The following is a 25,057-nucleotide window of genomic DNA, read 5'->3' on the forward strand; positions in this document are numbered from 1 at the left end:
CACCGCCCCAGCCGGGTGACGGGCCCCCCGTGCGGCGGCGGGGGGGGTTACTCCCGGCCGGGCGCGCGGGGCGCCGCGGGGGCCGGCGGGGGGGCCCCCCGGGGTGGGCGCGCCGCCACCGCCGCCCCGCCCCACCACGGGTCACGAACAGGCCGACACCGACGAAGTCGTACGCGCGGTCGCCGGTCATGGCCGGTTCGAAGTCGAAGAGTCCGGTCAGGCGCCACCCGTCGGGATCGACGAGGAAGTGCTGCCGCATCACCTCGGTGTGCAGCAGGGACCGGTGCGGGGCGCGCGGCAGCGGGACCGCGTCGAGGAAGTCCGGGATCTGCTCGAGCCAGCCGTCCGGGAGTCCGTGCGCGCGCTGCTGTTCCACGGCGCCCGCTCGCCTGCGGTCCAGGAAGCCGCCCCAGTCCCCCGGGCCCAGGACGTCGTCGAGGGGGCCGGGATCGAGGGAGTGGAGCACGGCGACGGCCTCGCCGATCTCGGTGACGAGCCGTTCCCGGTGGGCCGGCGGTATGCGCTCCCAGGCGTGGGCCAGGTTCTCGCCGCGGAGCCGGGACATCAGGACGAACCGCCAGCCGTTCTCGTACGCGCCGGACTCGCGCACCCGCGGCGTCGCCACGGGGAGCCGCCCCTGGAGGTGGGCCAGGACGCGCCCCTCGGCGACGCCGTCCCGCGCGGCGGCGCCGGGGAACAGTTTGAGGACGTGCTCGTCGCCCACCGCGTACACCGGCTGGGACCCGTCGGGGAAACGCGTCAGCGGCGCGCCGGCCAGACCGAGGCGGGCGCACAGGTCCTCCGCTCCGGGCCGCATGACCGTCTCGTCGGTCACGACGGCGTCCCACTGTTCGCCTGTTTCCACCGGAGGCAGCATGATCGGGACCGTAGGCCGCCCGTGGACGGGAGGCAACGGGATTTCGGACGCGGAGGCGCTTCGGGGGCTACGCCAGGTCGACCCGGGCAGGGGTCTCGTCGAGGAAGCCGCCCGACTGGTGCTGCCACAGCTTGGCGTACGCGCCCTCCGCGGCGAGCAGTTCGTGGTGCGTGCCCCGCTCGACGATGCGTCCGCCGTCGAGGACGACGAGCTGGTCCATGCCGGCGACCGTGCTCAGCCGGTGGGCGACCACGAGGGCCGTCCGCCCGTCCATGAGGCGCCAGAGCGCGTCCTGGACGAGGATCTCGCTCTCCGAGTCCAGGGCGCTGGTCGCCTCGTCGAGCAGCAGGATCGGCGCGTCGCGCAGAACGGCCCGCGCGAGGGCGACCCGCTGGCGCTGGCCGCCGGACAGCTTCACCCCGCGCTCGCCCACCATCGTGTCGAAGCCGTCGGGAAGCGTGTCGACGAACTCCGTGACGTGCGCCGCCTCGGCCGCCCGGCGGATCTCGGCGTCGGTGGCGTCCGGCCGCGCGAAGGCGATGTTCTCCCGCAGCGTGCGGTGGAACATCGCCGGGTCCTGCGGCACATAGGCGATCAGGCCGCGCAGTTCGGCCTGTCGCAGCCTGCTGATGTCCTGTCCGCCGATCGTGATCCGGCCACCGTCGATGTCCGTCATCCGCAGCAGCAACCGGGTGAGCGTGGTCTTGCCGCCGCCGGACCGGCCGACGAAGCCCACTTTCGCGCCGCTGGGCACGGCCAGGTCGAGTCCCTCGAAGAGCGGCTTCGCGCCCGCGTGGGCGAAGGTCACCTTCTCGAAGCGCACGTCGGCACCCTCGGAGAGGAGCGGTTCCGGCACCTCCGGGTCCCGTACGGTCGGCGGGGTCAGCAGCAGTTCGGTGAACTGCGCGGCCTCGGTCATCGAGCTTTCCAGCCGGCGGTAGATCTGGTTGAACTCGAACATGATGCGGGTGGCGTTGGAGTAATAGGTGAAGGCGACGACGACGGCCTCGGCGCCGTGCTCTCCCGCGCCGAGCGAGAGGGCGAGCACCAGGCCGATCACGTTGGTCAGTACGGACATCGGTGCGATCAGCGTGTCGATGCGCAGGTTGCCGTAGTCCCACGAACGCAGCGTGAGGCGGCGCGATTCGGCGACGCGGGAGCGGTGTTCGGCGGCCTCGCGTTCCTCGGCGGCGAACGACCGGACCGTGTCCATGTTCATCAGGCTGTCGGCGACGTGGCCCGACACCCGGGCGATCGCCTCCTCGCGCTCGTCGACGAGCGCCTGTCTGCGCCGGATCAGGGGCCGCACGCACAGCGTCGTGACCGCGATCATCGTCAGGAGTCCGACGACGAGCAGCGGGTCGTACGTCCACAGGATCACCGACGCGAACAGGAGGGGCACGAACTTCCCCATGACGGAGAAGGTGAGCGTGTCGACGAACTCCTCGAAGCGGGAGGCGAAGCTCAGGACCCGCTTGGTCAGCGAGCCGGCGAAGTTGTCGTGGAAGAAGGCGGCGTCCTTGGCGAACAGCGCGTCCATGCCGATCACGTACAGGTGCTCGATGCCGAGGGCGTCGAGCCGGTTCAGGCAGTGCAGTCCGACGCGCCACAGCGCCTCGGCGAACAGCAGGACCCCGGCGAAGGCGAGGACGTAGGGCAGCATCGGGCCGACGCCGCCGCCGGTGTCCCCCGCGACGCGGCCGACGAGCTTCGCGACGACCAGCGGCACGATGTAGAAGATCCCGATGTTGCCCAGTGCCGGAAGCAGCATCGCGGGAACCGTCCAGCGTTTGAGCCGGATCAACTCCCGTCCGTAATAGCGAAGTGCGAGGAGCACCGAGCCCTTGCTGTGCGAACTTTTGCGCGATTCAGGCGTTCCCATCCCAACCCTGTCTTGTCGTGTGGAACTGGACAAGATCGGCAGTGTTCCGTGCGAACGCTCGCGCCGTCCAAGGGTTATTACCGGCCGCACAATTCCGGCCCGGCACACCGCGGCGGTGTTCGGCGCCCGGTTCGACATCAGGGGCGTACGGGGGGAGATCCGCCGGCGCTCGGGCAAGGAGAGGATCGAGGCTCCCGAAGCACACGAGGTGAGAGCAGAGGGATGACGGACAACGCCGATGCGCGAAGTGCCGCGGAGATCGTGGCCGGGGAATGGCGATTCCTCCTTGACGGGAGTCACGACCTGATCGACGCGGAAACCGTCCGCGCGGCTCATGCGCAGCCGCGACTGCGACAGCTCCTCCCCCTGGTGAGTCACGGAGTCATGTACTTCAGTGGCTGCACCGGAATGCCGGTCGCTCATGTCGGGGGGCAGGTCTGCCCGCGAGGTGCCGACGGGCGGTTCCGGGTGCGCGGGCCCAAGGGCGTGGGGACCATCGGCAGGGCGGAGACCCTGGAGGAGGCGTTCGCGCTGGTGGTCGCCGGCCTCCCGGAGGAGTGCGGGCCCGCCGCGCTCGGAGGCGCGGGCCGGGTCTGACCGCGGGAGCCGGCGGAACGGCCGAGGGGCCGTTCCAGATTGCTCTGGAACGGCCCCTCGACAACGACTCTCTCGAGTCGGGACGACAGGATTTGAACCTGCGACCCCTTGACCCCCAGTCAAGTGCGCTACCAAGCTGCGCCACGTCCCGGTGCCCGTCTGACCTGGGGTTTCCCCTGGCTGGACGCGCATCAGAACAATACCGCACTTTCCCTGGTGGTCACGAACCCTTTCCCGGCGCCCGCCCGGCGGCACGCACGGGGAGCGGTTCGCTCACCCTCCGTGACGCGCCTTCGCGCCGGGGAGCGCATCCGTACGCCGGGCGCCGGGCTTCCGGAATGCCACCCCTTGAGGGGTGAAAGCGCTCATGTGGGGAAGTGGCCGCTCTTCTGTCCATATGCCCGCGCCCGGGTTGCCGTTGGCATGTGGCAGAAAGACGTCCACGGTAACTCCCCTGCGGATCGGGTCGAGCGGACCGAGACCACACGAAACACAGCCGGATTCGATCGTCAAGCGCTCGGGTTTCGGACAAAAATCGTGGCGATATTGATCCGTCCAGGAAAGATCAACACCATGAAGTGGTCGGCCTGTTCGGGACGGGACCACTGCCGATGCACCACCTGTTCGGACAACCGATCAGGCGTTTCGCAGGGAGGGACTCGCGTGGACAGCTACTTCAGCAGTCGACTGCATCATCAACTCAGGCAGACGGTGCGCGACTTCGCCGAGCGTGAGGTCCGGCCACGGATAGCCGAGATGGAGGCCTCCCGTACGGTCCACCACGAGCTGTCCAGGCTGATCGCCGAGCAGGGCTGGCTGGGCGCGACCATCGCCCAGGAGTACGGCGGCATGGGCGCCGGCCATCTGGCCAAGACCATCATCATCGAGGAGCTGTCCCGGGTCAGCGGCGCCATGGGCGCCATGGTCCAGGCCTCACAGCTGGGCACCGCCAAGATCGTCCACTTCGGCAGCGACGAGCAGCGGAAGACCTGGCTTCCGGCCATCGCCGCCGGTGAGTGCCTGCCCACCATCGCGGTCACCGAGCCCGAGTCCGGTGGTCATGTCCTCGGGATGAGCGCCAGCGCGGTGCGCGACGGCGACGACTACGTCCTCAACGGCAGCAAGGTCTTCGTCGGCAACAGCCACGTGGGCGACCTGCACGGAGTCGTGGTCAGGACCGGTCCCGGTTCGAAGGGACTCACCGCCTTCCTGGTCGAATCCGATCGTCCGGGGTTCAGGACCGGCCCGCAGCAGCAGGCCATGGGACTTCACGGCTTCAGCTTCGGCGAGTTGATCTTCGAGAACTGCCGTGTCCCGGCGTCCAACCGGCTCGGCGACGAGGGCGACGGCCTCTCCGTCGCGTACTCCTCCAGCGTGCTCTACGGCCGGGCCAACCTGACCGCCGTCTCGCTCGGCATCCACCAGGCGATCCTGGAGGAGACCACCCGCTTCGCCTCCGAGCGCATCCGGTACGGCAAGCCGCTCCACGACCTGCCCACGGTCAAGCTGAAGCTGGGCCAGATGCAGTCCCGGCTGATGACCGCCCGGCTGGCCGCGTACCACGCCGTGCACCTGCTCGACCAGGGCCTTTCCTGCGACACCGAGCTGATGAACGCCAAGCTCGTCAACGTCGAGTCGGCGATCGACTCCGGCCGCAACGCCATGGAGATCCACGCCGCCGCCGGTCTCTTCACGGACCGGGCCATCGAGCGGTACCTCCGGGACGCGCACCACATCTTCGCCCCGGCGGGCACCTCCGACATCCAGCTCCTCCGGCTGGCCGAGGTCGCCCTCGGCCAGGACAAGGGCAGCTGGTCGGAACGGCTGTCCGAGCTCGTCCGTACGCCCGAACCGGAGCCGGTGCACGCCTGACGCCCCCGGAACGCCGGAAGCCCTGGAACGCCGGGAGCCCCGGTACGGCTGTCGGCCGTACCGGGGCTCCCCGCTCGTCGGATGGCGGCGGTCAGAACATGCCGTCCTCACGCCGGTGGATCTGCTCCATCAGTTCGGCCGCCATCGCCTTGATCGTCTCGAGGCCGGCGCGCCCCCACGGCCGGACGTCGGTGTCGACGACACAGATGGTGCCGAGAGCCACTCCCGTACGGTCGATCAGCGGAGCGCCCATGTACGAGCGGATGCCGATCTCGTCCACGACCGGGTTCCCCGCGAAGCGCGGGTAGTCGCAGACGTCCTCGAGGACGAGCGCCTTGCGCCGCACCACGACGTGCGGGCAGTAGCCGTGGTCACGGGCCATGAAGCGGCCGACGCCGCCGGCGCCCGCGGCTGCCGCGCCCAGGTCGCTGCCCGAGTGGGTGCCCTCGGGGGTGTGCAGGCCCGCGAAGAACTGCCGGTTCTCGTCGATGAAGTTGACCATCGAGAACGGGGCCCCGGTCACGTCCGCGAGACGGTGGGCGAACTCGTCGAACGCCGGCTCCGGCCGCTCCCCGAGACCCAGTTCGCGCAGCCGCCGCACGCGGGCGGGCGCGTCCTTGTCGACGGGGGTCAGCAGGAGGTGACCGGTGGGGTCGTACGTCATGGCGTGGCTCCGTAGCTCGGCACGGTGGCCGGGATGGTGGTGAGCAGATGCTGGACGAGGGTCAGCAGGGTGCGGATGCCGGAGCTGGAGATCCGGGCGTCGCAGAGGACGACCGGCACCTCCGGCCTGAGGTCGAGCGCGGCCCGTACCTCGTCCGGTTCGTAGCGGAAGGAGCCGTCGAACTCGTTGATCGCCACGACGAACCGGATGCCCCGCCGTTCGAAGAAGTCCACGGCGGAGAAGCAGTCCTGGAGCCTGCGGGTGTCGGCGAGGACGACCGCCCCGAGCGCGCCCTCGGAGAGTTCGTCCCACATGAACCAGAAGCGTTCCTGGCCCGGGGTACCGAAGAGGTAGAGCACATGACGGTCGTCGAGCGTGATGCGGCCGAAGTCCATGGCCACGGTGGTCGTGGTCTTGGACTCCACGCCCTCCAGGCTGTCGGTGGCCGCGCCGGCCGAGGTCAGGAGCTCTTCGGTGCTCAGCGGTTCGATCTCGCTGACCGCGCCCACGAGGGTCGTCTTGCCGACGCCGAAGCCGCCCGCCACCAGGATCTTGAGCGCGGTGGGGAAGGGATCGGCCGCGGAACCGTCGTGGCGCTCAGAGCCGTTGTCGTAGGCCATCGAGCACTGCCTCCAGCAAGGAACGGTCGGTTGGGTTGGCGTGGAACCGGGGAGCGCGGGCGGTGAGCGCCCCGCAGTCCACGAGGTCGGAGAGCAGGACCTTGGTGACCACGGCCGGGAGCCGTAAGTGCGCCGCGATCTCGGCCACCGACGTGGGCCCGTCGCACAGCCCGAGGGCCAGGCTGTGCTCGGGTCCCATATGGGCCTGGGGTGACGATCCGGTCGCCATCACCATGGACAGCAGGTCCAGTGCGGTGGTCGGTTTGGTCCGGCCGCCGCTGACGGTGTACGGACGGATCAGCCGGCCGGCCGCGTCGTCGAGCCAGGGCCCTTCCTGGGGGGACGTCACGTTCACCGGCCGATGCCACCCACCACTCCGGCGGCCTGCCGGGCGGGGGTGACCAGGTACGGCCGGACGCTCTTGACGAGCATCGCCATCTCGTACCCGAGGACCGCGGCGTCCGCCTCGCGCCCGGCCAGGACCGCCAGACAGGTGCCGGAGCCCGCGGTGGTGACGAACAGGAGGGTGGAGTCGAGCTCCACGACCACCTGCCGGACCTCACCGCCGTCTCCGAAGCGGGCGCCCGCGCTGCGGCCGAGCGAGTAGAGCCCGGAGGCCAGGGCCGCCATGTGGTCGGCCGCGTCGGGGTCGAGGCCGTGGACGGACTTCACGAGGCCGTCGGAGGAGAGCAGAACCGCGTTGCGGGTGTACGGGACCCGCTGGACCAGTCCGCTCAGCAGCCAGTCGAGGTCCGAGGAATGGCCGGTCGGCACATTGCTCGCCATGATGTCTACTCCTTGTGCGCGTCGCCTGGACGCAGCGATTCGTGGGGGGCGGGCTGGGATTCGGCGAGACCGATGCCGCGCTGGAACGCGGCCATCAGGCCGGGGTCGTGCAGGGTGTGCTCCTCGGGCCTGCGGGCCGCGGGCTCGTCGCGCAGCTGCGGGACGATGTGCTCCTGGGCCCGCCGCTTGGGGAGTACGGGCCGGCCGTGGGCCTCGGGCGCCGGGGGGAGCGGCGACAGAAGGGAGGCCGGCGGGCCGGCGGGGTCGGCGCCGGCCGACCGGTCCGGTACCGCGGGGGTGCGGCCGGAGTCCGCGTACCCGTCCGGCCGTTCACTCGTACGGGGGTGGGCGAGCGGGTCGGCGGCGCGGGGGGCCTCGTGGCGGGCGGGGGCCCACTCCGGGGAGGGCGCGGGCTGCGGTACGGGTGCGGTGGGGGCCGTGCCCATGGCCGCGTGCGCGGGCGCCTGGGGGGGCGCCTGTGTCGTCGTCGGGGCCGTCAGGGGGGCGTGGGCCGGGGTCGCCGTCGGGACGGCGGCCGGGGGCGCGGGCCGGGACGGCGCGTGCGACGGTGACTGCGCCGTCGGCTGGGGCTGCGCCGTCGGCTGGGGCTGCATCTGCACCTGGTTCGGCGGGACCGCGGCGGAACCGGGGGTCGCGGCGGCCTGGCGCTCGTGCTGGGCGAGCCCCTCGGGGTCGGCGCCGAGGAGGCCCTGCGGCAGCACGAGGACGGCCTGGACCCCTCCGTAGATGTTGGACTGGAGGCGTACGGCGATGCCGTGCCGGCGGGCGAGCGCCGAGACGACGAAGAGTCCGATCCGGCCGTCCTGCAGCAGATGCGCGACGTTGACCTGGTCGGGGTCGGCGAGCAGGGCGTTCATCTTGTTCTGCTCGGTGACGGGCATGCCGAGACCGCGGTCCTCGACCTCGATCGCGAGGCCGGCCGTGACGTACTGCGCGCGGAGCAGCACCGTGGTGTGCGGCGCGGAGAACAGCGTCGCGTTCTCGACGAGTTCGGCGAGGAGGTGGATGACGTCGGCCACGGCATGGCCCCGGAGCGTACCGTCGATCGGCGGTACGAGCTTCACGCGCGGGTACTGCTCGACCTCCGCGATGGAGGAGCGCAGCACCTCGGTCATGGTGACCGGGTTCGACCACTGGCGGCGGGAGATCGCGCCGCCGAGCACGGCGAGGTTCTCGGCGTGCCGGCGGATGCGGGTGGCCAGGTGGTCGACGTGGAACAGGCCCTTGAGCAGCTCCGGGTCCTCGACCTCGTTCTCCAGCTCGTCGAGGAGCTGGATCTCGCGGTGGACCAGGGACTGCAGGCGCCGGGCGAGGTTGACGAAGACCTCGACCTTCTGTTCGTTCCCGACGCTGCTGGAGAGCCGGGACGCCTCCACGACGGCCGCCACGGCGGCTTCGTGGGAACGCGTCAGTTCCTGCGAGAGCAGGTCGAACTCGTCGCCGGAGGCGGCGGTCGGCAGCGCGGGGCGGGGCGGCAGCCCCTCGCCCCTGCGCAGCTGTTCGACGACCACACGCAGTTCGCTCTGGCCGCGGGCGCTGGTGCGGCGCAGGGCGTTGCAGCGGTCGAGCACCGCCTTCGCCGCCCGGTCCGCGCCGAGCGCGGCGGCCGTCACGGAGGCGACGGTGAGGGCGGCGGCTCCGGTGAGCGCCGCCCAGAGGCCGGGGGTGGGGCCGGCGCCGGTGGACCGGATGGTGAAGAGGACGGCCGCGGCCCCGCCGAGTGCCACCGCGACGGCGGGAAGCACGGAGGTGCGCAGGAGTTGGGAGCGTATGCGGGCTTCCGTCGTGTGCTGCGGGGAGGAGGGGGAGGAGTGTGCCGGGGGGGCGCTGCTGGTACCGGGGGCGGAGCGGGCGCCTGACCGGCCGTGCCGCCCGCCCTCGCGTCGTTCTGACCGCGAGGCGGGTGCGCGAAGTTGAGACATGAGTGTCCTTGGTACGTGCCCGGGAATCGGCGTACTGCGGGAGGTGCTGCGGGCGTTGTTCAGGGGGTCTCAGGTGACTTTTCGGGGGGCTTTTCCGGAGGATTCTCCGGGGTTTTTCCGGGGGTGGACGACAGGGGTGCGAGGGGCCTACCGATGATCAGCAACCACACACTGTAGTCGTCAACCGTTCATGTGCGGTGCGCAGTTGGCAAACTTACCCGCCGAGCGGCCCGGTCTGGTATCGCCCCTCGCACGACAGGCCGAGAACTGTCGTCCGGAATTCGATGCCGTGGCGTGGAAAGGCGGTCGGGGACCGGGAGCGGAAGAGGACGGAGGCGTTCCCACGCCTCCGTCCGCTACGGGAATCGCCCCCTACCGGAATCCCCCGGCGGGGTGCGGACCGCGCGGGCCGCGCGGGCCGCCAGGGGGCCCGTGCCGCTTCCGGCACACCCGGGCCGCCCGCCCGCCCCGGGCCCGCCGGGCGCCCTTCGGACGTCCGCGCCGGTGCCCGGGTTCGCGGTCACACCCGATCCGGCGACCGCCGGCAGGTGACCGTCGGTAAGAGCCGGGCCTCCCCGGGCGGCGGCCTTACGGACCCTGTCGCCCTCGCGTGCGCCCGAGGTCGAGCGGACGAGGGCGACGCACTCCGTCGCCGGCCTTCCGTCCGGTCGGCGCGGATCCACGGGCCCGGCCCGTCCCCCACCGTCCGATTGGTCTGGTCACCGCGTCTATTGACGGATCGTCACGTAATCGCACAGTGATACGATCTCCGTGCAAGCGGGGCAGGCGGATGAGCGCAGGACGACACCTCCGACTTCGGGGGCATCCAGGTAGGCGTCCCGTTGCGGGCGGTCCGCCGGTCCACCGCATTGACGGGAATTCAGCAACTGGCCGTCGGTCGCCTGAAGAGAGTCTTATGACGGAATACATACAGAACCCGGTGCTCTGGGCTCTGTCGCTCCTCGTTCTTGTCGCCATCGTCGTCCTCGTCCGCCAGCGCAAGGCGGCCAAGGCTCTGAGGCAGCAGATCGACGGGCTCCGGAGCCATTACTCCGATCTGGAGAACCACTACACACAGTCCGTCGAGGCGGCGCAGGAACAGGCCGAGGAAGCGACGAAGACCGTCCTGAAGTCCGCGATGCGGACGCTCCAGGGCCTCGCCGCCGAACAGCAGCTGGTCGTCTCACGGCTGCAGAGCAAGTACGGCGAGTCCGCCATGCTCCAGGACCTGCTCGAGATCGACCACACCAACTCGCAGTTCGGCCGGCGCGCGCAGTCCATCGCCGTGCTCTGCGACGGCTGGCTCGGCCGCCACCGCGACCCGGCGTCCGTGTACGACGTGGTCCGCAGCGCCCAGGGCAGGATCCGGCACTTCCGGCGCGTGGAGATCCTCTCGCGCGTCGACTTCGGCATCACCAGCCGCGCCGTCGAGCCGGTGGCACTGGCGCTGGCCGAGCTCCTCGACAACGCGACCAGCTACTCCAGCCCGGACACCGTCGTCGAGATCAACACCCGTACCGTGCCCAAGGGCGTGTGCATCGTCGTCGACGACGCGGGCGTCGGCATGAGCGACGAGGAGCGGGCCCGTGCCGAGGGGCTGCTCTCCAGCAACCGCGTCACCGGCGTCTCCGGACTCGGCAACCCGCCGCAGTTCGGCTTCGCGGTGATCGGCGTGCTGTGCGAGCGCTTCGGCTTCGAGGTGTCCGTGGACTCGTCCTCCCCCTACGGCGGCGTCCGCGCGGTCGTCCTGCTGCCGCACGAGCTGCTCACCAGCGTGCCGGTGCAGAAGCCCGCCGCGCCGCCCGTGACCACTCCCGACGTACCGCACCCGGGCGGGCCCGAAGCCGTACCCGCGACGCCCTCGGCCGCCGACGACCTGCCGAAGCGGCGGCGCAAGCGGCCGATGGCCATCGTGCACAGCAGTACGCCCGCACAGGCTCCGAGCCGCTCCGACGCCGAAGCGGCGGCGATCATGGGTGCCTTCCAGCGGGGCACGCAGTCCGGCCGGGCCTCCTTCCCGGAGGCGCCGGACCGGACGAGCAGCACATCTGGTGCAAGCAGCGAAGGACATGAGGTCTCGTGAACGACGATCTGTCATGGATGCTCGACAGCGCCCTGGAGATTCCCGGGGCGCTGCACGCGGTCCTGATATCCGCCGACGGCCTGTTGATGGCCAGGTCGAACGACTACGACAAGGACAACGCCGACCGCGTCGCGGCCGCGATGAGCGGTGTGCAGTCGCTGAGCCGCTCGCTCGGCTTCTTCTGCGAGGACCCGCGCGCGCAGTGGCGGCAGACCCTGGTCGAGTTCGACGGCGGCTGGGTCTTCCTGATCTCCGCCGGTGAAGGTGCCTATCTCGGCGTCTCCGCGTCCCCGGACGTCGACATGGCGGACATCACCTTCCGGATGCAGCAGCTCGTCGGCCAGCTCGGCAAGGTGCTCATGACGCCGCCGCGCGAGAACCTCGGCGCGCGCTCATGACGGGACGCGAGGAGTGGGAGCCGGAGGCCGCCGAGCTGGTCCGGCCGTACGTCATCACCAAGGGACGCGGCCTGCCCGACGAGGACCAGCTCTCCCTGATCACGCTGGTGACGGCGGCGCCCGAGGAGGGCCAGCGGCCCACCCGGCTCTCCCCCGAGGAGCAGCGGCTGCTCGACATCTGCTCCGCCGGCTACCTGTCGGTCGCCGAGATCGCCGGCCACACCCGGCTGCCGCTCGGCGTGGTGAAGATCCTCCTCGCCGCCCTGACCGAGGGCGGCTACCTCATCACCCGCTCGCCGGTGCGCCGGGCCGTCCTCGCCGACCGGGAGATCCTGGAGGAGGTGCTCAATGGTCTCCGCGCCAAGTTTGGGTGAGCAGGACTACGTACGCGACGGGGCCTCGCAGATCCCGGTGAAGATCCTCGTCGTCGGACACTTCGCGGTGGGCAAGACCACGTTCATCGGCTCGATCTCCGAGATCGAGCCGCTGACCACCGAGGAGCGGATGACGCAGGCCGCCGAGCACGTCGACGACCTCAAGGGCGTCCGGGGCAAGACCACCACCACGGTCGCCATGGACTTCGGCCGCCTGACCATCAGCGACCGCATCGTGCTGTACCTGTTCGGCACCCCCGGCCAGCACCGGTTCGTGCAGATGTGGGAGGACCTCTCGCGCGGGGCCCTCGGTGCGCTGGTCCTCGTCGACCCCGAGCGGCTCGCGGACTCCTTCGGGGTCATCGACCTGATCGAACAGTACGGACTGGAATACGCCATCGCCGTCAACCACTTCGACGGCTCGCCCCTGCGGGACGAGGCGGCGTTGCGCGAGGCGCTGGACCTGCTCGACGACACCCCCGTCGTCACCTGCGACGCGCGCGACGAGCAGTCGTCCGCCGGCGCACTGACCACCCTGGTCCGCTTCTTGCTGGACCGCGCCCGACAGGAGCAGTAGCCGACATGGACCCCCAGACCCCCGCTCCGGCGCCCCCGCCCGGCTGCCCCGCCCACGGCTCGGGCGCCCGGGTCCCCCTGCACGGACCGGGGTTCGCCGCGGACCCGCAGGCGTACTACGCCCATCTGCGCCACTACGGCCCCACCGCTCCCGTGGAGCTCGCCCCCGGGGTGGAGGCCACTCTCGTCACCGACTACGCGACGGCGCTCCAGCTGCTCCAGGACTCCGCGTCCTTCCGCAAGGACGCCCGCCTGTGGCGGGACTTCACCGAGGGCCGGGTCCCTCGGGACAGCCCGGTCGTGCCCCTCCTCGCGTACCGGCAGAACTGCATGTTCAGCGACGGCGGCGAGCACCTGCGGCTGCGCCAGGCGATCACGGACAGCATGGCCCGGGTCGACTCGCACCGGCTGGCCCGGAACACCGAGCGGATCTCGGACTACCTGATCGCCCAGTTCTCCTCCCGCGGCTCGGCGGACCTCCTCGGCGACTACGCCAAGCAGCTCCCGCTGTTCGTCTTCAACGAACTCTTCGGCTGCCCGGCCGGCATCGGCGACCGGGTGCTGTTCGGCATCACGGGGATGTTCGACGGGGTGAACGCCGAGAAGGCGACCGCGGTGCTGTTCGGGGCCGTGCAGGAACTGGTCACGCTCAAGCGGAGCCGGCCCGGCGACGACGTCACGTCCTGGCTGATGCAGCACCGCGCCAACCTGACCGACCAGGAGATGGTCGACCAGCTCGCCCTGCTCCTCGGCGCGGGCGCGGAACCGCTGCGCAACCTCATCGGCAACACCCTGCACCGGCTGCTCACCGACGACCGGTACGCCGACGGCGGCGGTCTGATCGGGGAGGCGCTCGACGACACGCTGTGGGACAACCCGCCGATGTCGAACTACGCGCCCCACTACCCGGCCGCGGACATGGAGTTCGCGGGCGAGAAGGTGCGGGCCGGGGACCTGATGCTGGTGAGCTTCGCCGCCGCCAACACGGGACCCGTGCTGACGGCCGCCCGCACGGCCGGCAGCAACCGGTCCCACCTGGCGTGGAGCGCCGGCCCGCACGGCTGCCCCTCCAAGGAGCCCGCCCGGCACATCACCGTCACGGCCATCGAGCACCTGCTCAACCGGCTGCCGGACGTCGAACTCGCCGTACCGGAGGACAGTCTGATCTGGCGTCCCGGTCCCTTCAACCGGGCCCTGGCCACGCTGCCCGCCACCTTCACCCCCGTCCCCCCGTCGGGACACGGCGACGGGCGGTCCGGCACGGGCGCCACCGCGCCCGGCGCGCGGTCCGGCGACCGGGCCGGCGATCAGTCCGGCGGGGAGGGCAAGGGCGAACGGAAGGGCCGCTGGAGCCAGTTCCTGTCCTGGCTCACCAACTGATCCACGGATTCTCCCTCTCCTCCACATCCCTGCATGACTATTCGATCGCAGGGGTAGTGATCACCGCGGCATCAATGTTGCGTATGAGGTAGAGGAGCAGTCGTGGGGCATATATCCACCGACACCGCTTTGTCAGAACCACCGCTTCGTGTCGGTTCGCACCGGGATACCCGCCCTCGCCGGCGGGTATCTTCATGCGTGCCCCGAGTTCTGGCGGGGGGCCGGTGAACGGCTTGCTGTCCGACACCGCTCCGGACCGGGGGGCCGACACGCTCGGCACCTTCACCCGGGCCCAGTTGGTACGCCTCTGCGACGTCGCGGGGCTCTCTCCGGCCGACACGGAGACGTACGCGCACACCCTGGTCGAGGCGCTGGGCCCGGCCGCCGAGCGGTCGCTCGCCCTGCCGCCGCCGACGCGGACCTTCCTCTCCGACGACCACACCCCCGTCGAGTACTCGCTCTCCTTCAGCCCCGGCCGGGCCCCGGCACTGCGCGTGCTGGTGGAGCCGGGCTGCGGCGCGGACACCCGGGCGGAGAACGGCCGGGTCGGTCTGGACGTCGTCCGCGCGATGGCCCGGCGCTGGGACTTCTCCACCGAGCGGCTCGACGAGATCGAGGACCTCTTCTTCCCGGCCGAGCCGAAGGGCCCGCTGGCGCTGTGGATCGCGCTGGAGCTGGTGCCCGGCGGCGTGCCCAAGGTCAAGGTGTACCTGAACCCGGCCGCGTCAGGGGCGAAACGTTCCGCCAAGATCGTGCGGAAGGCTCTGCGCCGACTCGGCCACAAGCGGGCGTACGCGGCGCTGCCGAAGGCCGACGGCCACCCCTTCCTCGCCCTGGACCTGGGCCACTGGGAGACGCCGCGGGTGAAGGTCTACGTCCGGCACCTCGACCTGTCGGCCACCGAGGCGGGCGGCCTGTCCCGCACGGGCTCCGGCCCGGGGCCCGCGGAGATCCAGGAGTTCTTCCGGGCCACCGCCGCCGGCGGCGACCTCGACCGGCGGCCCGGCCTGTCCTGCCACTCCTTCACCGAGACGGAGACCGGCCGCCCCAGCGGCTTCACCCTCCACATCCCGGTGCGTGACTACGCCCGCGACGACGGCGAGGTCCTCGACCGGGCGGCGGACGTCCTGCGGAGCCACGGCATGGACCCCGCCCCGCTGGCCCGTTCGCTGTCCGCCCTCACCACGCGGCGGCCGGAGGACGGAGTGGGCCTCATCGCCTACCTCGCGCTCGCCCACCAGCAGGGCCACCCGCCCCGGGTGACCGCGTACCTCTCGTCGGAGGCCTACGCCGTCAGGCCGCCGACGCAACTGTGGCGGTCCGCGGCGGCGGAGGTCTAGCGGCACCCCGACGGCGACGCTCCCGGTGGAGATCCACCGGGAGCTTCCGGGGGCTTCACCGTCGGAGGGGGCGGGCGCGGCGTCCGGCCGGGCCTTCAGGCGTTCTGGAGGCCTCGCATCTCCTGGAGGTAGGGCCCGACGTCGACCTGGATGGAGGCGCCGCCCTCCGCCGTGCCGTAACGCTCGGCGATGCCGCTCAGGTACGCGCCGATCTCCTCGCGCATCGCGTCCGCGTCCGGCAGCGCGACCTCGCCGTCGATGATGCGCGCGACCCAACGCGTCTGGCCCTCCACGAGCCGGGTGATCGCGCCCATCGGGCGGACCAGGCCGACGAAGTACAGACCGGGTCGGCCGGGAGCGACGATCCGCCGGTACAGCTCGACCGAACCGTCCGGCCCGACCGGGCAGTCCTCGGGCAGGAACGGGAAGTCCATGCGGTAGCCGGTGCAGTAGACGATCGCGTCGGCCTCCTCCGAGGTCCCGTCGGTGAAGACCACCCGCCTGCCGTCGAGGTGGTCGATCCCCGGCCTGGGGGTCACCGCGCCGTGGCGTATCCGGCTCAGGATCTCGTCGGAGATGGTCACCGGGGAGGAGAAGAGCGGGTGGTCCGGCTCGGGCAGGCCGTAGTCGGACAGCTTGCCCCGTGCTACCCGCAGGGCCTCCGCGGCGAAGTCGACCTGCTCGGGCAGGGACATGGAGGTGAACCACGGTTCCTCGGCCATCGCGTCGACCGACATGCCGTAGAGCTGCTTGGGAACGATGTGCAGTCCCCGGCGCACCGAGAGCACGGTGCGCTCGGCATGCCGGGAGAGGTCCGTGGCGATGTCCACCGCCGACGCCCCGAGGCCCACGACGACGACGCGCTGCCCGGCGAAGTCGGCCCCGTCCTGGTAGTCGACGGAATGCAGGATCCTGCCGGCGAACCCGTCGGAGCCGGGCGGCGAGGGCTTCGGCAGCGTCGGCACCGTGTTGTGCCCCGAGGCGACGACGACATGCGCGAACCGCCGTGACTCCAGCGCCCCGTCCGCCCCCCGGCTGACGACCGTCCACGACGCGCCGTCACCCTCCTGCCGCACCGACACGACCTCGACGCCGAACTCGACGCGGTCCGCCACCCCCGCCCATTCGGCGAAGGACCGCAGGTAGGCCGCGACCTCGCTGTGCCGCGGATAGAGGGGATACGCGTCGGGCATCGGGAACTCGGTGTACCCCGTGAGCTGCTTCGCCGTGTTCAGGTGCAGCGACCGGTATCCGGGCCCCGGCTCACCGGCCGCCGGCTGCCGCCAGATCCCGCCGACATCGACCGCCCGCTCGAGACACACGAAGTCGATCCCCTTGACCGCCAGAGCGTGTGCGGCCGCCAGTCCCGACAGCCCCGCACCGATCACGCACACACTCAAGGTTTCCCCCACAGAACAGACACTCTCGATTCGAACGATCATTCACTGCCCACCCACCCCCTGCCTCACACCCGCAACACCCGCAACATCGACGAGGAACACGTCACGCCCGCCGCGACCCGCCGAACAGCCCGCCACCCCGACGACCCGACCGGCCCGCTCCACGGCGGACCAGGTCGATCGCTCGACCACGACAGGGACGCCGTGCGGCATGCTCGTCCCCGGCCGGCGTCACCGCTCGCCGGCGAGGTCGAGGTCGTCGCTGCGCGTCTCGGGCGTGACCTCGACACCCCGGGGGAGGTGCCACGGGCGCGCGATCGGGCGGGACACCGCCCGCCACCACGGCTCCTCGGGCAGCTTCCCCGCGGGTTCGAACGGCTCGCCGGGACGGGGGAACGCCACCGCCTGACCGTCCCCCTCGGCCGCGTCCCTCGTCCACTCCCCCGGCTCCGCCCACGCGTGCGGGGCGAGGTTGAAGGTGCCCCAGTGGATCGGCAGCAGCACACCGCCCGGACCGCCTCCCTGCAGGTCCAGATGGGCCTTCATGCCCTCCGCCGGGGTCATGTGGATGTCGGTCCAGAACTCCGAGTAGGCGCCGATCTGGATCATCGTGGCGTCGAAGGGGCCATGGGCCGCCCCGATGTCCTTGAACCCCGAGAAGTAACCGGTGTCCCCGCTGTGGAAGATCCGGTGCTCGGGGCCCGTCACCACCCAGGAGGCCCAGAGCGTCATCTGCCGGTTGCGCAGGCCGCGACCGCAGAAGTGCCGGGCCGGGGTGGCCGTGAGCCGCAGCTCGCCGATCTCGGTGGACTCGTTCCAGTCCAGTTCGCGCAGGCGCGAGGCGGGCACCCCCCAGCGCTCGAGGTGCGCCCCGACGCCGAGCGGCACGGCGAAGAGCGTGTCGGTGGTGGCGAGCGCCTTGATCGTCGGCAGGTCGAGGTGGTCGTAGTGGTCGTGCGAGATCACGACGACGTCGACCGGACCGAGCGCGGCGAGCGGCACGGGCACCGGATGGAGCCGCTTCGGGCCGGCGAAGGGGAACGGGGAGCAGCGCTCGCCCCAGACGGGATCGAAGAGGACCCGGTGGCCGTCGATCTCCGCCAGGACGCCGGAGTGCCCCATCCAGGTCAGGCGCAGACCGGTGGCCGGCGGCCCGGCAAGGTCGGCGACGGTGGTGGGGTGGACGGGGATCGTGCCGGTGGGGGCGCGACGCGAGCGTCCTTCCTTGTCGAAGTAGATCTTGGCGAATTCGACACCGGAGCCGGAGGGGCCGCGTCGGGCGGGTTCGGGGTTCTGGAAGATCCCGTCCGCGAAGTTAGGTGAGCGGCGGATGCGGGCGAGGCGCTCTCCCGTGGGATCCGCGCCGAAGGACTCGGGGCGCAGGGCGCGCAGCCGGGCCCGCGGCGAACGGTCGGAGCCGGTACCGGTCACAGGACCTCCTGGTCTCTTGGGGTCGTTCCATTATGGGCGGCCCGCGCCACGAACGGCCGGGCGGTCGGACATACTGAATCGCCGTTCAGTACGCCCGGTCCGCCGGCCCTTCACGAGGAGACGCGCGATGAGTTCCGCCCCCCTGCTTTCCGTCGACTGGACCGACCACGTGACCGGTCGCCGGGGCCATCTGGTGATCGACCGGCTGGTGCGTGGCGTGGCCAGCGGCGGCCTCCGAATGCGGGAGGGGTGCACGGCGGAGGAGGTCGCCGGCCTCGCGCGCGGCATGACCATGAAGGAGGCCCTGCACTACGACCCGAAGGCCCGGTACGTGCCGCTGGGCGGCGCCAAGGGCGGCATCGACTGCGACCCCCGCTCCCCCGAGGCGTACGGCGTCCTGGTGCGCTACCTGCGGGCCATGCGGCCGTACGTCGAGCGGTTCTGGACCACCGGCGAGGACCTGGGGCTCAGCCAGGACCTGGTGGACCTGGCCGTGGCCGAGGCCGGACTCGTCTCCTCGGTGCAGGCCGTGTACCCGCTCCTGGAGGACGAGGCGGCGGCCCGGAAGCGGCTCGCCGACGCCTTCGCGATCGAGGTCGACGGCATCGGGCTCGACGAGCTGGTCGGCGGCCTCGGAGTCGCCGAGTCCGTGCTCGTCGCCCTCGACCGGGCCGGCCGGGAGCACGCCGGGACCCGGGTGTCGATGCAGGGGCTCGGCACGATGGGCGCGGCCACCGCGAGGTTCCTGGCGCGGGCCGGGCTGCGGGTGGTCGCGGTGGCCGACGTCCGGGGCACGATCGCGAACCCCGACGGACTCGACGTCGAGGCGCTGCTCGTGGCCCGTGACGCCCACGGCACCGTCGACCGCTCCGCGCTGCGGCCGGGCGACCGGGAGGAGCCGGGGGACGCCTGGCTCTCGGCAGCGGCGGAGGTCCTGGTCCCGGCAGCCGTCTCGTACGCGATCGACACCGGGAACCAGGGGCGGATCACCGCCCGCTGGATAGCCGAGGCCGCCAACATGCCGGTCCTGCCCGAGGCCGAGGAGGCGCTCGCCGCGCGCGGGGTGACCGTGCTCCCCGACGTGGTCGTGAACTCGTGCACCAACGCCTGGTGGTGGTGGACGCTCTTCGGTGACATCGAGGCCGACGCCGACCAGGCCTTCGACCGGGTACGAGGGGCGATGCGGACGCTGGTCGGCGGGATGCTCGACCGGGCCGAGGCCGACGGCACGAGCCCGCGTGCCGCGGCGCACGCGCTGGTGGCGGAGCGGCTGCCGCTGATCGCCGAACGGCACGGCTGGTACTGAGCCCACCGCGCACGGCGGCTCTTGGCGATCATGCCCGCGTCCTGTGCTGTGTAGGCTGCCCGGCGTGGCGAGAGTGCGGTTGGGTGTGGCCGAGCGGCGGGAGGAACTGCTGCGGGCCGCCGTCGAGCAGATCGAGGCACGTGGTGTCGCCGCCGTCCGGATCTCCGACGTCGCCTCCGCGCTCGGGGTGAGCAACGCCCTGGTGCTCTACCACTTCTCCTCCAAGGAACAGCTGGTCGCCGCCGCCTTCGCGCACGCCGCCGAAGCCGATCTCGCCCAGCTGCGCCGGATCCTCGGGCGCCGCTCCCCGGCGGTACGGCGACTGCGGGCAGCGGTGCGCTGGTACGCGCCGACCGGCCAGGCCAAGGGCTGGCGGCTCTGGATCGAGGGCTGGGCGGCCTCGCTGCGCGACCCGGAGCTGCGCCGGGTCGCCGCCTCCCTCGACCAGGAGTGGAAGGCGGCGCTGACCCGGGTGATCGCCGAGGGGGCCGCCGCCGGGGAGTTCCGCTGCGCGGATCCGGCCGCGGCGGCCTGGCGGCTCACCGCCTTCCTCGACGGTCTCGCCGTCCAGACGACGGCCTACGCCGGCTCCCTCTCCCGCACCGCCATGCTGCGCTGGGCGGACGCCGCCCTCGGCCGGGAACTGAACCTGCCGGGCGAGGACGAGGACGAGGGCATGAGCGAGGGCGAGGGACCGGACGGGGGCGAGGGCCCCGGTACCGGCGGGGAGCCGAGCGAGGCCTGACCTCAGCCACCGAACAGGGGCAGCACGGTCAGGGCACCACCGTCAGGGCACCACCGTCAGGGCACCACCGGCAGGGCACCACCGTCAGGGCAGCGCGGTGGGGCAACGTGGTCAGAGCAGCTCGAAGACCGCCGAGACCGTCACCCGCTCCTCGATCTCGCCCGGCGCCAGCGGGACGCTCGGCTCGTCGGCGGAGACGCCGGGGGCGGCGGCACCGGGTCCGGGACGCACGGACTCGCCCTCGCTGAGCGAGACGAGCCGACCGAGACGGTGTCCGCTGAGCCGCGCGTGCTGTGCCGCCTTGTCGTACGCGTCCTGGTAGGCCGCCTCGCGCGCCTTCACCCGCAGCGCCGACGGGTCGGCGACGTCGAAGACGACGCCGTTGATCCGGCCCGCGTCCCCCGTGGCGTCGCTGACGGCACCGATGACCTGCCCGGTCCTGCCGATGTCCCGGACCTTCACCGAGAAGGACTGCCCCGCCTGGTAGCCGGTCGCCTTGCTCTCGCCGGCGGCGTTCTGCGTGTAAACCGGGGCCAGCGAGAGGCTGTCGGTGCGGATGTCCCGTTCCGCGATCCTCTGCTTGCCCAGCACCCCGAGGAGGGTCTCGGCGGCGGTCTTCTGCGCGGCCATCGCCTCCTTCGCCGTCCTGCGGGTGGCCTCGACCGCGACGGACAGGATCGCCAGATCGGGTGCGGCGGCGGCCCGGCCGTCGCCGGTGACGGTGACCGTCGCGGGCGCCTCCGCCCGGACGGCACCCCGGAGGGCCGTCCGCTCGGACGCGGCGGCCAGGGCGGGGGCCGCGGTGCCGGCGAGAAGGCCGCCGAGCACGGCGGTGACGGCGAACAGACGGGCGGCAAGGGCGGCACTGGGCCGGCGGATCGTCACGGGCGGGTCCCTTCGAGGCTGGGTGCCGGGGCTCCGGCGGCCACATCCCAGCACCCGGCGCCGCCGCCTCCGGTACGCCACTCCTGACCGACCGCCCCCTTCACCTCTCCGTACCAGCCCGTCCGCCGCTCCCGGGGCGCGCGCTCAGGTCTGGACGAGCGGCGCGTAGGCGTCGGATCGCAGCCCGAAGGTCCAGGCGACGCCCTCCCGCGCGGTTCTGGTCGTGGGCGGCACCCGGAGCCAGTACGTACGGTGGCTGCCGTCCGGTTCCGGGGTGGAGTTGACGACCTCGACCATCGCCACGTCCTCGTCGTCGGCCAGCTCGATCCGCCAGAGGACACCCGTCTCGTCGCGGTGCTCGTGCCGGGCTCCTGAGGCGGCGAGATAGCGGTCGTAGCCGTAGTACTCCAGCATCACGCGCCTCAGTTCGGCGTTCTCCTCCCGCCGTATCCGTTCCGGGGTGAGACCGGCGAGGCCGGCGAGGAACGCCGCGGGCACGGGCATGCCCCGCCAGGCGTGGAGGGCGAATCCGTCGGGGAAGGCGAGCGCGGGACCGTCGCCCCGGTCGAGCCGCCCCGCCTCGTCCCGGTGGAGCTCGACGGGGCGCTCGCAGACCACGGCCACGTTCTCGTAGGGCCACCACCAGCCGGCGTGCTCGGCCACGGCGGCGAGGCCCGCGAGCCGTTCGCCGTGCCCGTCGAAGGCGGCGAGCCAGGCGGCGTCGTGCTGGCCGAGCACCGCGTCGAGCAGCACGAGCCGCACGGCGGTCGTCTCCCGCCCGCCCCCGCCCGAACCACTGGCACCGGCACCCACACCGGCCGAACCGCCGGCGCCCGCCTCCGTCCCCGTGGCGGCGGCCGTCACCCCGGCCCGTATCCGCTCGGCGAGGCTCCGGGTGAGGTCCCACAGGTGGGCCCCGGTGGCCTGCCAGTGGGCCGCCCAGCCGCCGGGTCCGAGGGCGTCGTGGAGGCGGCGGCGCTCCTCGGCCCACGGCCGGGTGCGCACCTCGTCCCGTACCGAACGGCCCTGGTCCGTCAGGCCCCGTACGAGCGTGACGGCCGCGAGCGGCGAGTCCGCCCAGAGCACGCGCCCGGGTTCGGCGAGGCCCGCCGAGCGGTAGGCGAGCCGGACGCCGGCCTCGGCGGCGGCGCGGTCGGCGGGCCCGGTGGCCGCGGCGACGGACCGCCACCTGTCCTGTGCGGTGGTGCGGTTCATACCGGCGTGGCCCGTGTCTGTGCGGTTCGTGTCGGCGTGGTTCATGTCGCTGCCCCCAGGTCTCTCTCTCGGTCAGTCCGCGACGATCCGGTACGCGCCGGGCACGTACTCCCGCTGGCGCACCACCCGGTACCAGCCCTTGGGCAGCGGTATCGGGGCGTGCTCCTCGTGCACCACCCGGCCGCCCTCGGGGAGTTCGAGCAGGAACGGGCCGAGGGGCCCCGGCTCCCGCACGAGCCGGCCGGGTCCGGGGATCGCGTGGGCGTGCCCGGTGGCCTCGCCGAGGGCGAGGACCAGACGCCCCCGGGCGTCCCTCGGCTCGCCCGCCCCCGTCTTCGCCCGCGCCGGAACGGCCGTCTCCTCGACGGGCGCGATCAGCACGTCTCCCTGCCGGTACATGGCTCTCCCCTCCCCGTTCGGCACGGTCCGGCCGAACAGGAACGACGCTAGGGGGCGGGTCTGACAATCGGCCGCGGCCACCTCGGTGACCGACCCGGCGGGCGACGCTGTCGGTGCCGCTTGGTACAACTCTTGGCATCAGCCGATCAACGCCGTTCGTCGTCCGGGAGCGCAGTCATGACCGTTGGCCACCACATGCGGGAATTCCACGACCTGCCCGTGTTCGAATTCCCGGCCGTGGACGCCCGCGTCGAGCTGCCCGACGCGGCGGCCGTCGCCTGGCGGCTCTCCGCGTCTACGTACTCCGAGCCCGAGGACGAGCTGTGGGGGCCGCTCTTCGAGCGGTTCCTGAAGACGGTCGACACGGGGCGGGTGCGCGCGATCGTCGTCGGCGGCTGGGACGAGGCGTACGAGAACTCGTCGGCCGACATCGTGACGGCGCTCATCGGCGCCAACGACCGGCTCACCGGCCTGGAGGCGGTCTTCCTCGGGGACATGGACTCCGAGGACTGCGAAATCTCATGGATCATCCAGTCCGATGTGACGCCGCTGCTGGCCGCCTACCCGGCGCTGCGGGAGTTCGGGGTGCGCGGAGGCTCCCAGCTCGCCTTCCCCTCCCTCCGGCACACGGGCCTCGAGACCCTGGTCGTGGAGACGGGCGGTCTCGGTGCCGACGTCGTACGCGGGATCGCGGGCAGTGACCTGCCCGCCCTGGAGAACCTGGAACTCTGGCTCGGCACCGACACCTACGGTGCGGACAGCACGCCGGAGGACCTGGCTCCGCTGCTCTCCGGGGCGTCCTTCCCCGCCCTGCGCAGTCTCGGTCTGTGCAACAGCGTGATCCAGGACGAGATCGCCGCCGCCGTGGCGAGCGCCCCCGTCGTCGCCCGGATCGAGCGGCTGAACCTGTCGATGGGCGTACTCACCGACGAGGGGGCCGCCGCCCTGCTCGACGGTCAGCCGCTGACGCATCTCGCCCACCTCGACCTCTCCCACCACTTCCTGTCGGAGGCCATGCGGGAGCGGGTCCTCGCCGCGCTCGCCCCGCACGGTGTGACCGTCGTCCTTGACGACGCGCTGGAGCCGGAGGAGTACAACGGCGTGGTCTACCGGTTCGTCGCGGTCGCCGAATGACACCCGCCCCGCGTCTCGTGGTCGTCGGCGATCCGGCGGGCCGCCGCGTCGCGTTCTTCCAGGCCGCGCTGCGGACCGCCGGGTTGCCCGGGGCGCGGGTGGTGTCCTGGCCCGAGGTGCTGCGCGGCAGCGCGCGGTTCGTGTCGGGCGAGACCGTACGGATCGACTCGCCCGGTGAGGACGCCGAGGCCGACCGGCTGCTGCGGGACGTCGACGATCCCGCCCGGGTCGAGGGGACGGGCCTCTGGTACGGGCGGTTCACCGACGCCGTGGCGGGTCTCGCCCGGTCCGTGGCCGAGGCGGGAGCCGCCCTCGTCGACGACCCGGCCGAGCTCGCGGGCCTGTTCGACAAGCGGCTGAGCCACGGTCTGCTCGCCGCGGCCGGGGTGCCGGTGCCCGACTCACCGACCTCCGGTCCTGCCGCCCCGGTGGTGCGCGGCTGGGAGCACCTCGGGTCGCTGATGGCCGAGGCCGACATGCGCCGGGTCTTCGTGAAGCCGGCGCACGGCTCCTCCGCCTCGGGGGTGCTCGCCCTGGAGACCAACGGCGCGGGCCGGGTCCAGGCCACCACCTCGGTGGAGCGCGGGCCGGACGGGCGGCTCTTCAACTCCCTGCGGGTGCGGCGCTACACGGGCGAGCGCGAGGTCGCCGCCCTCGTGGACGCCCTCGCCCCCGACGGTCTGCATGTCGAGCGCTGGCTGCCCAAGGCCTCCCAGGACGGCCGGGCGGCCGACCTGCGGGTGGTGGTGATCGACGGGCGGGCCACCCACGCGGTGGTCCGCACCAGCCGCTCCCCCATGACCAATCTGCATCTGGGCGGCGCCCGGGGCGATCTGGACGCGGCCCGCGCCGCGATCGCCGCGGCCGGCGGACGGTGGACGGACGCGCTCGACGTGTGCGAGCGGGCCGCCGCCGTCTTCCCCGGCACCCGCTGCGTGGGCGTCGACCTGCTGCCCGGCACGGGCTGGCGGCGCTTCGCCGTCGGCGAGGTCAACGCCTTCGGTGATCTGCTGCCGGGCCTCACGGGGCTGCCGGGCAGCGGTGCCGAGGGCCTCGACACGTACGCGGCCCAGGTCGCCGCCCAGTTCCCGGAAGCCCGGAAGCATCACCACGGCTCCCCCCGCACCACAGGAACGAGCACCACGTGAAC

At 72.3% G+C, this 25,057-nt stretch carries 24 protein-coding genes and 1 tRNA gene; 12 read left to right on the top strand and 13 right to left on the bottom strand.

Annotated features, from left to right (window positions below):
* Together ACFWUY_RS07895 and ACFWUY_RS07900 are read right to left on the bottom strand one after the other, a co-directional pair.
* Positions 1–877: phosphotransferase family protein (locus ACFWUY_RS07895; RefSeq protein ID WP_384103346.1), on the bottom strand; the 877-nt coding region annotated here is incomplete at its 3' end.
* 67 nt (positions 878–944) lie between these two features.
* Positions 945–2,759, bottom strand: a complete 1,815-nt coding sequence (locus tag ACFWUY_RS07900; protein WP_384103349.1) for an ABC transporter ATP-binding protein — start codon at positions 2,757–2,759, stop codon at positions 945–947.
* A gap of 222 nt (positions 2,760–2,981) precedes the next feature.
* Here ACFWUY_RS07900 and ACFWUY_RS07905 point away from each other — a divergent pair, with 222 nt between their 5' ends.
* Entirely contained in the window at positions 2,982–3,356 is a 375-nt protein-coding gene (locus tag ACFWUY_RS07905) for a DUF6193 family natural product biosynthesis protein (protein ID WP_384103352.1), read from the top strand.
* 77 nt (positions 3,357–3,433) lie between these two features.
* Here the strand turns inward: ACFWUY_RS07905 and ACFWUY_RS07910 are convergent.
* Positions 3,434–3,507 (bottom strand) — tRNA-Pro (locus ACFWUY_RS07910).
* A gap of 512 nt (positions 3,508–4,019) precedes the next feature.
* Here ACFWUY_RS07910 and ACFWUY_RS07915 point away from each other — a divergent pair.
* Positions 4,020–5,228 carry an acyl-CoA dehydrogenase family protein gene (locus tag ACFWUY_RS07915; protein ID WP_384103355.1) on the top strand — a complete coding sequence of 403 codons (1,209 nt, stop codon included), beginning with the start codon at positions 4,020–4,022 and terminating at the stop codon, positions 5,226–5,228.
* 91 nt (positions 5,229–5,319) lie between these two features.
* Here the strand turns inward: ACFWUY_RS07915 and ACFWUY_RS07920 are convergent, their stop codons facing one another.
* The 5 genes from ACFWUY_RS07920 to ACFWUY_RS07940 are packed head-to-tail and all read right to left on the bottom strand — an operon-like array spanning position 5,320 to position 9,064.
* A complete protein-coding gene (locus tag ACFWUY_RS07920; protein ID WP_384103357.1) occupies positions 5,320–5,892 on the bottom strand; it encodes a GAF domain-containing protein in 573 nt (190 codons plus the stop codon).
* Entirely contained in the window at positions 5,889–6,512 is a 624-nt protein-coding gene (locus tag ACFWUY_RS07925; protein ID WP_384103360.1) for an ATP/GTP-binding protein, read from the bottom strand. The genes ACFWUY_RS07920 and ACFWUY_RS07925 overlap by 4 nt, the downstream gene beginning before the upstream one ends.
* Positions 6,490–6,861, bottom strand: coding sequence for a DUF742 domain-containing protein (locus ACFWUY_RS07930; RefSeq protein WP_073812833.1), 372 nt, complete (start codon positions 6,859–6,861; stop codon positions 6,490–6,492). Before ACFWUY_RS07930 ends, ACFWUY_RS07925 begins: the two co-directional genes overlap by 23 nt.
* A gap of 2 nt (positions 6,862–6,863) precedes the next feature.
* The gene (locus ACFWUY_RS07935) at positions 6,864–7,298 is read right to left on the bottom strand and encodes a roadblock/LC7 domain-containing protein (protein ID WP_384103363.1); all 435 of its coding nucleotides are present in this window, start codon (positions 7,296–7,298) and stop codon (positions 6,864–6,866) included.
* 5 nt (positions 7,299–7,303) lie between these two features.
* Positions 7,304–9,064 (bottom strand): ATP-binding protein, encoded by a 1,761-nt coding sequence (locus tag ACFWUY_RS07940; protein WP_384103367.1) that lies wholly within the window; start codon positions 9,062–9,064, stop codon positions 7,304–7,306.
* A gap of 1,093 nt (positions 9,065–10,157) precedes the next feature.
* Between ACFWUY_RS07940 and ACFWUY_RS07945 the strand changes: the two genes are divergently transcribed.
* The 6 genes from ACFWUY_RS07945 to ACFWUY_RS07970 all read left to right on the top strand — a co-directional run bounded on the left by ACFWUY_RS07945 (position 10,158) and on the right by ACFWUY_RS07970 (position 15,392).
* Positions 10,158–11,324 carry a sensor histidine kinase gene (locus ACFWUY_RS07945; protein WP_384103373.1) on the top strand — a complete coding sequence of 389 codons (1,167 nt, stop codon included), beginning with the start codon at positions 10,158–10,160 and terminating at the stop codon, positions 11,322–11,324.
* Entirely contained in the window at positions 11,321–11,722 is a 402-nt protein-coding gene (locus ACFWUY_RS07950) for a roadblock/LC7 domain-containing protein (RefSeq protein WP_384103378.1), read from the top strand. The genes ACFWUY_RS07945 and ACFWUY_RS07950 overlap by 4 nt, the downstream gene beginning before the upstream one ends.
* Positions 11,719–12,096 carry a DUF742 domain-containing protein gene (locus ACFWUY_RS07955; RefSeq protein WP_384103381.1) on the top strand — a complete coding sequence of 126 codons (378 nt, stop codon included), beginning with the start codon at positions 11,719–11,721 and terminating at the stop codon, positions 12,094–12,096. Before ACFWUY_RS07950 ends, ACFWUY_RS07955 begins: the two co-directional genes overlap by 4 nt.
* Positions 12,071–12,673: an ATP/GTP-binding protein gene (locus tag ACFWUY_RS07960; RefSeq protein WP_384103383.1), complete on the top strand. Its 603-nt coding sequence runs from the start codon at positions 12,071–12,073 to the stop codon at positions 12,671–12,673. Before ACFWUY_RS07955 ends, ACFWUY_RS07960 begins: the two co-directional genes overlap by 26 nt.
* 5 nt (positions 12,674–12,678) lie before the next feature.
* Complete coding sequence (locus ACFWUY_RS07965; protein WP_384103386.1) at positions 12,679–14,052, top strand: cytochrome P450; 1,374 nt, start codon at positions 12,679–12,681, stop codon at positions 14,050–14,052.
* 224 nt (positions 14,053–14,276) lie between these two features.
* Positions 14,277–15,392, top strand: coding sequence for a tryptophan dimethylallyltransferase family protein (locus ACFWUY_RS07970; RefSeq protein ID WP_384103389.1), 1,116 nt, complete (start codon positions 14,277–14,279; stop codon positions 15,390–15,392).
* Positions 15,393–15,487: 95 nt separating this feature from the next.
* Here the strand turns inward: ACFWUY_RS07970 and ACFWUY_RS07975 are convergent, their stop codons facing one another.
* A complete protein-coding gene (locus tag ACFWUY_RS07975) occupies positions 15,488–16,792 on the bottom strand; it encodes a flavin-containing monooxygenase (protein WP_384103391.1) in 1,305 nt (434 codons plus the stop codon).
* Positions 16,793–17,023: 231 nt separating this feature from the next.
* A complete protein-coding gene (locus ACFWUY_RS07980) occupies positions 17,024–18,223 on the bottom strand; it encodes an MBL fold metallo-hydrolase (RefSeq protein ID WP_384103394.1) in 1,200 nt (399 codons plus the stop codon).
* A gap of 127 nt (positions 18,224–18,350) precedes the next feature.
* Here ACFWUY_RS07980 and ACFWUY_RS07985 point away from each other — a divergent pair, with 127 nt between their 5' ends.
* Together ACFWUY_RS07985 and ACFWUY_RS07990 are read left to right on the top strand one after the other, a co-directional pair.
* Positions 18,351–19,529 (top strand): Glu/Leu/Phe/Val dehydrogenase dimerization domain-containing protein, encoded by a 1,179-nt coding sequence (locus tag ACFWUY_RS07985; RefSeq protein WP_384103397.1) that lies wholly within the window; start codon positions 18,351–18,353, stop codon positions 19,527–19,529.
* 64 nt (positions 19,530–19,593) lie between these two features.
* Positions 19,594–20,274: a TetR/AcrR family transcriptional regulator gene (locus tag ACFWUY_RS07990; protein ID WP_384103401.1), complete on the top strand. Its 681-nt coding sequence runs from the start codon at positions 19,594–19,596 to the stop codon at positions 20,272–20,274.
* 111 nt (positions 20,275–20,385) lie between these two features.
* Here the strand turns inward: ACFWUY_RS07990 and ACFWUY_RS07995 are convergent, their stop codons facing one another.
* From ACFWUY_RS07995 to ACFWUY_RS08005, 3 genes are all read right to left on the bottom strand, one after another.
* A complete protein-coding gene (locus ACFWUY_RS07995; protein ID WP_384103404.1) occupies positions 20,386–21,159 on the bottom strand; it encodes an SIMPL domain-containing protein in 774 nt (257 codons plus the stop codon).
* A gap of 144 nt (positions 21,160–21,303) precedes the next feature.
* Positions 21,304–22,374 (bottom strand): DUF6745 domain-containing protein, encoded by a 1,071-nt coding sequence (locus ACFWUY_RS08000; protein WP_384103984.1) that lies wholly within the window; start codon positions 22,372–22,374, stop codon positions 21,304–21,306.
* Between the two features lie 72 nt (positions 22,375–22,446).
* Complete coding sequence (locus ACFWUY_RS08005; protein ID WP_384103407.1) at positions 22,447–22,773, bottom strand: hypothetical protein; 327 nt, start codon at positions 22,771–22,773, stop codon at positions 22,447–22,449.
* 177 nt (positions 22,774–22,950) lie between these two features.
* Here ACFWUY_RS08005 and ACFWUY_RS08010 point away from each other — a divergent pair, with 177 nt between their 5' ends.
* Positions 22,951–23,907 (top strand): STM4015 family protein, encoded by a 957-nt coding sequence (locus tag ACFWUY_RS08010; RefSeq protein ID WP_384103412.1) that lies wholly within the window; start codon positions 22,951–22,953, stop codon positions 23,905–23,907.
* Positions 23,904–25,055, top strand: a complete 1,152-nt coding sequence (locus ACFWUY_RS08015; RefSeq protein WP_384103415.1) for an STM4014 family protein — start codon at positions 23,904–23,906, stop codon at positions 25,053–25,055. The genes ACFWUY_RS08010 and ACFWUY_RS08015 overlap by 4 nt, the downstream gene beginning before the upstream one ends.
* Positions 25,056–25,057 lie beyond the last annotated feature (2 nt).

It is taken from the genome of Streptomyces sp. NPDC058664 (assembly GCF_042716635.1).
Taxonomy (GTDB): Bacteria; Actinomycetota; Actinomycetes; order Streptomycetales; family Streptomycetaceae; genus Streptomyces.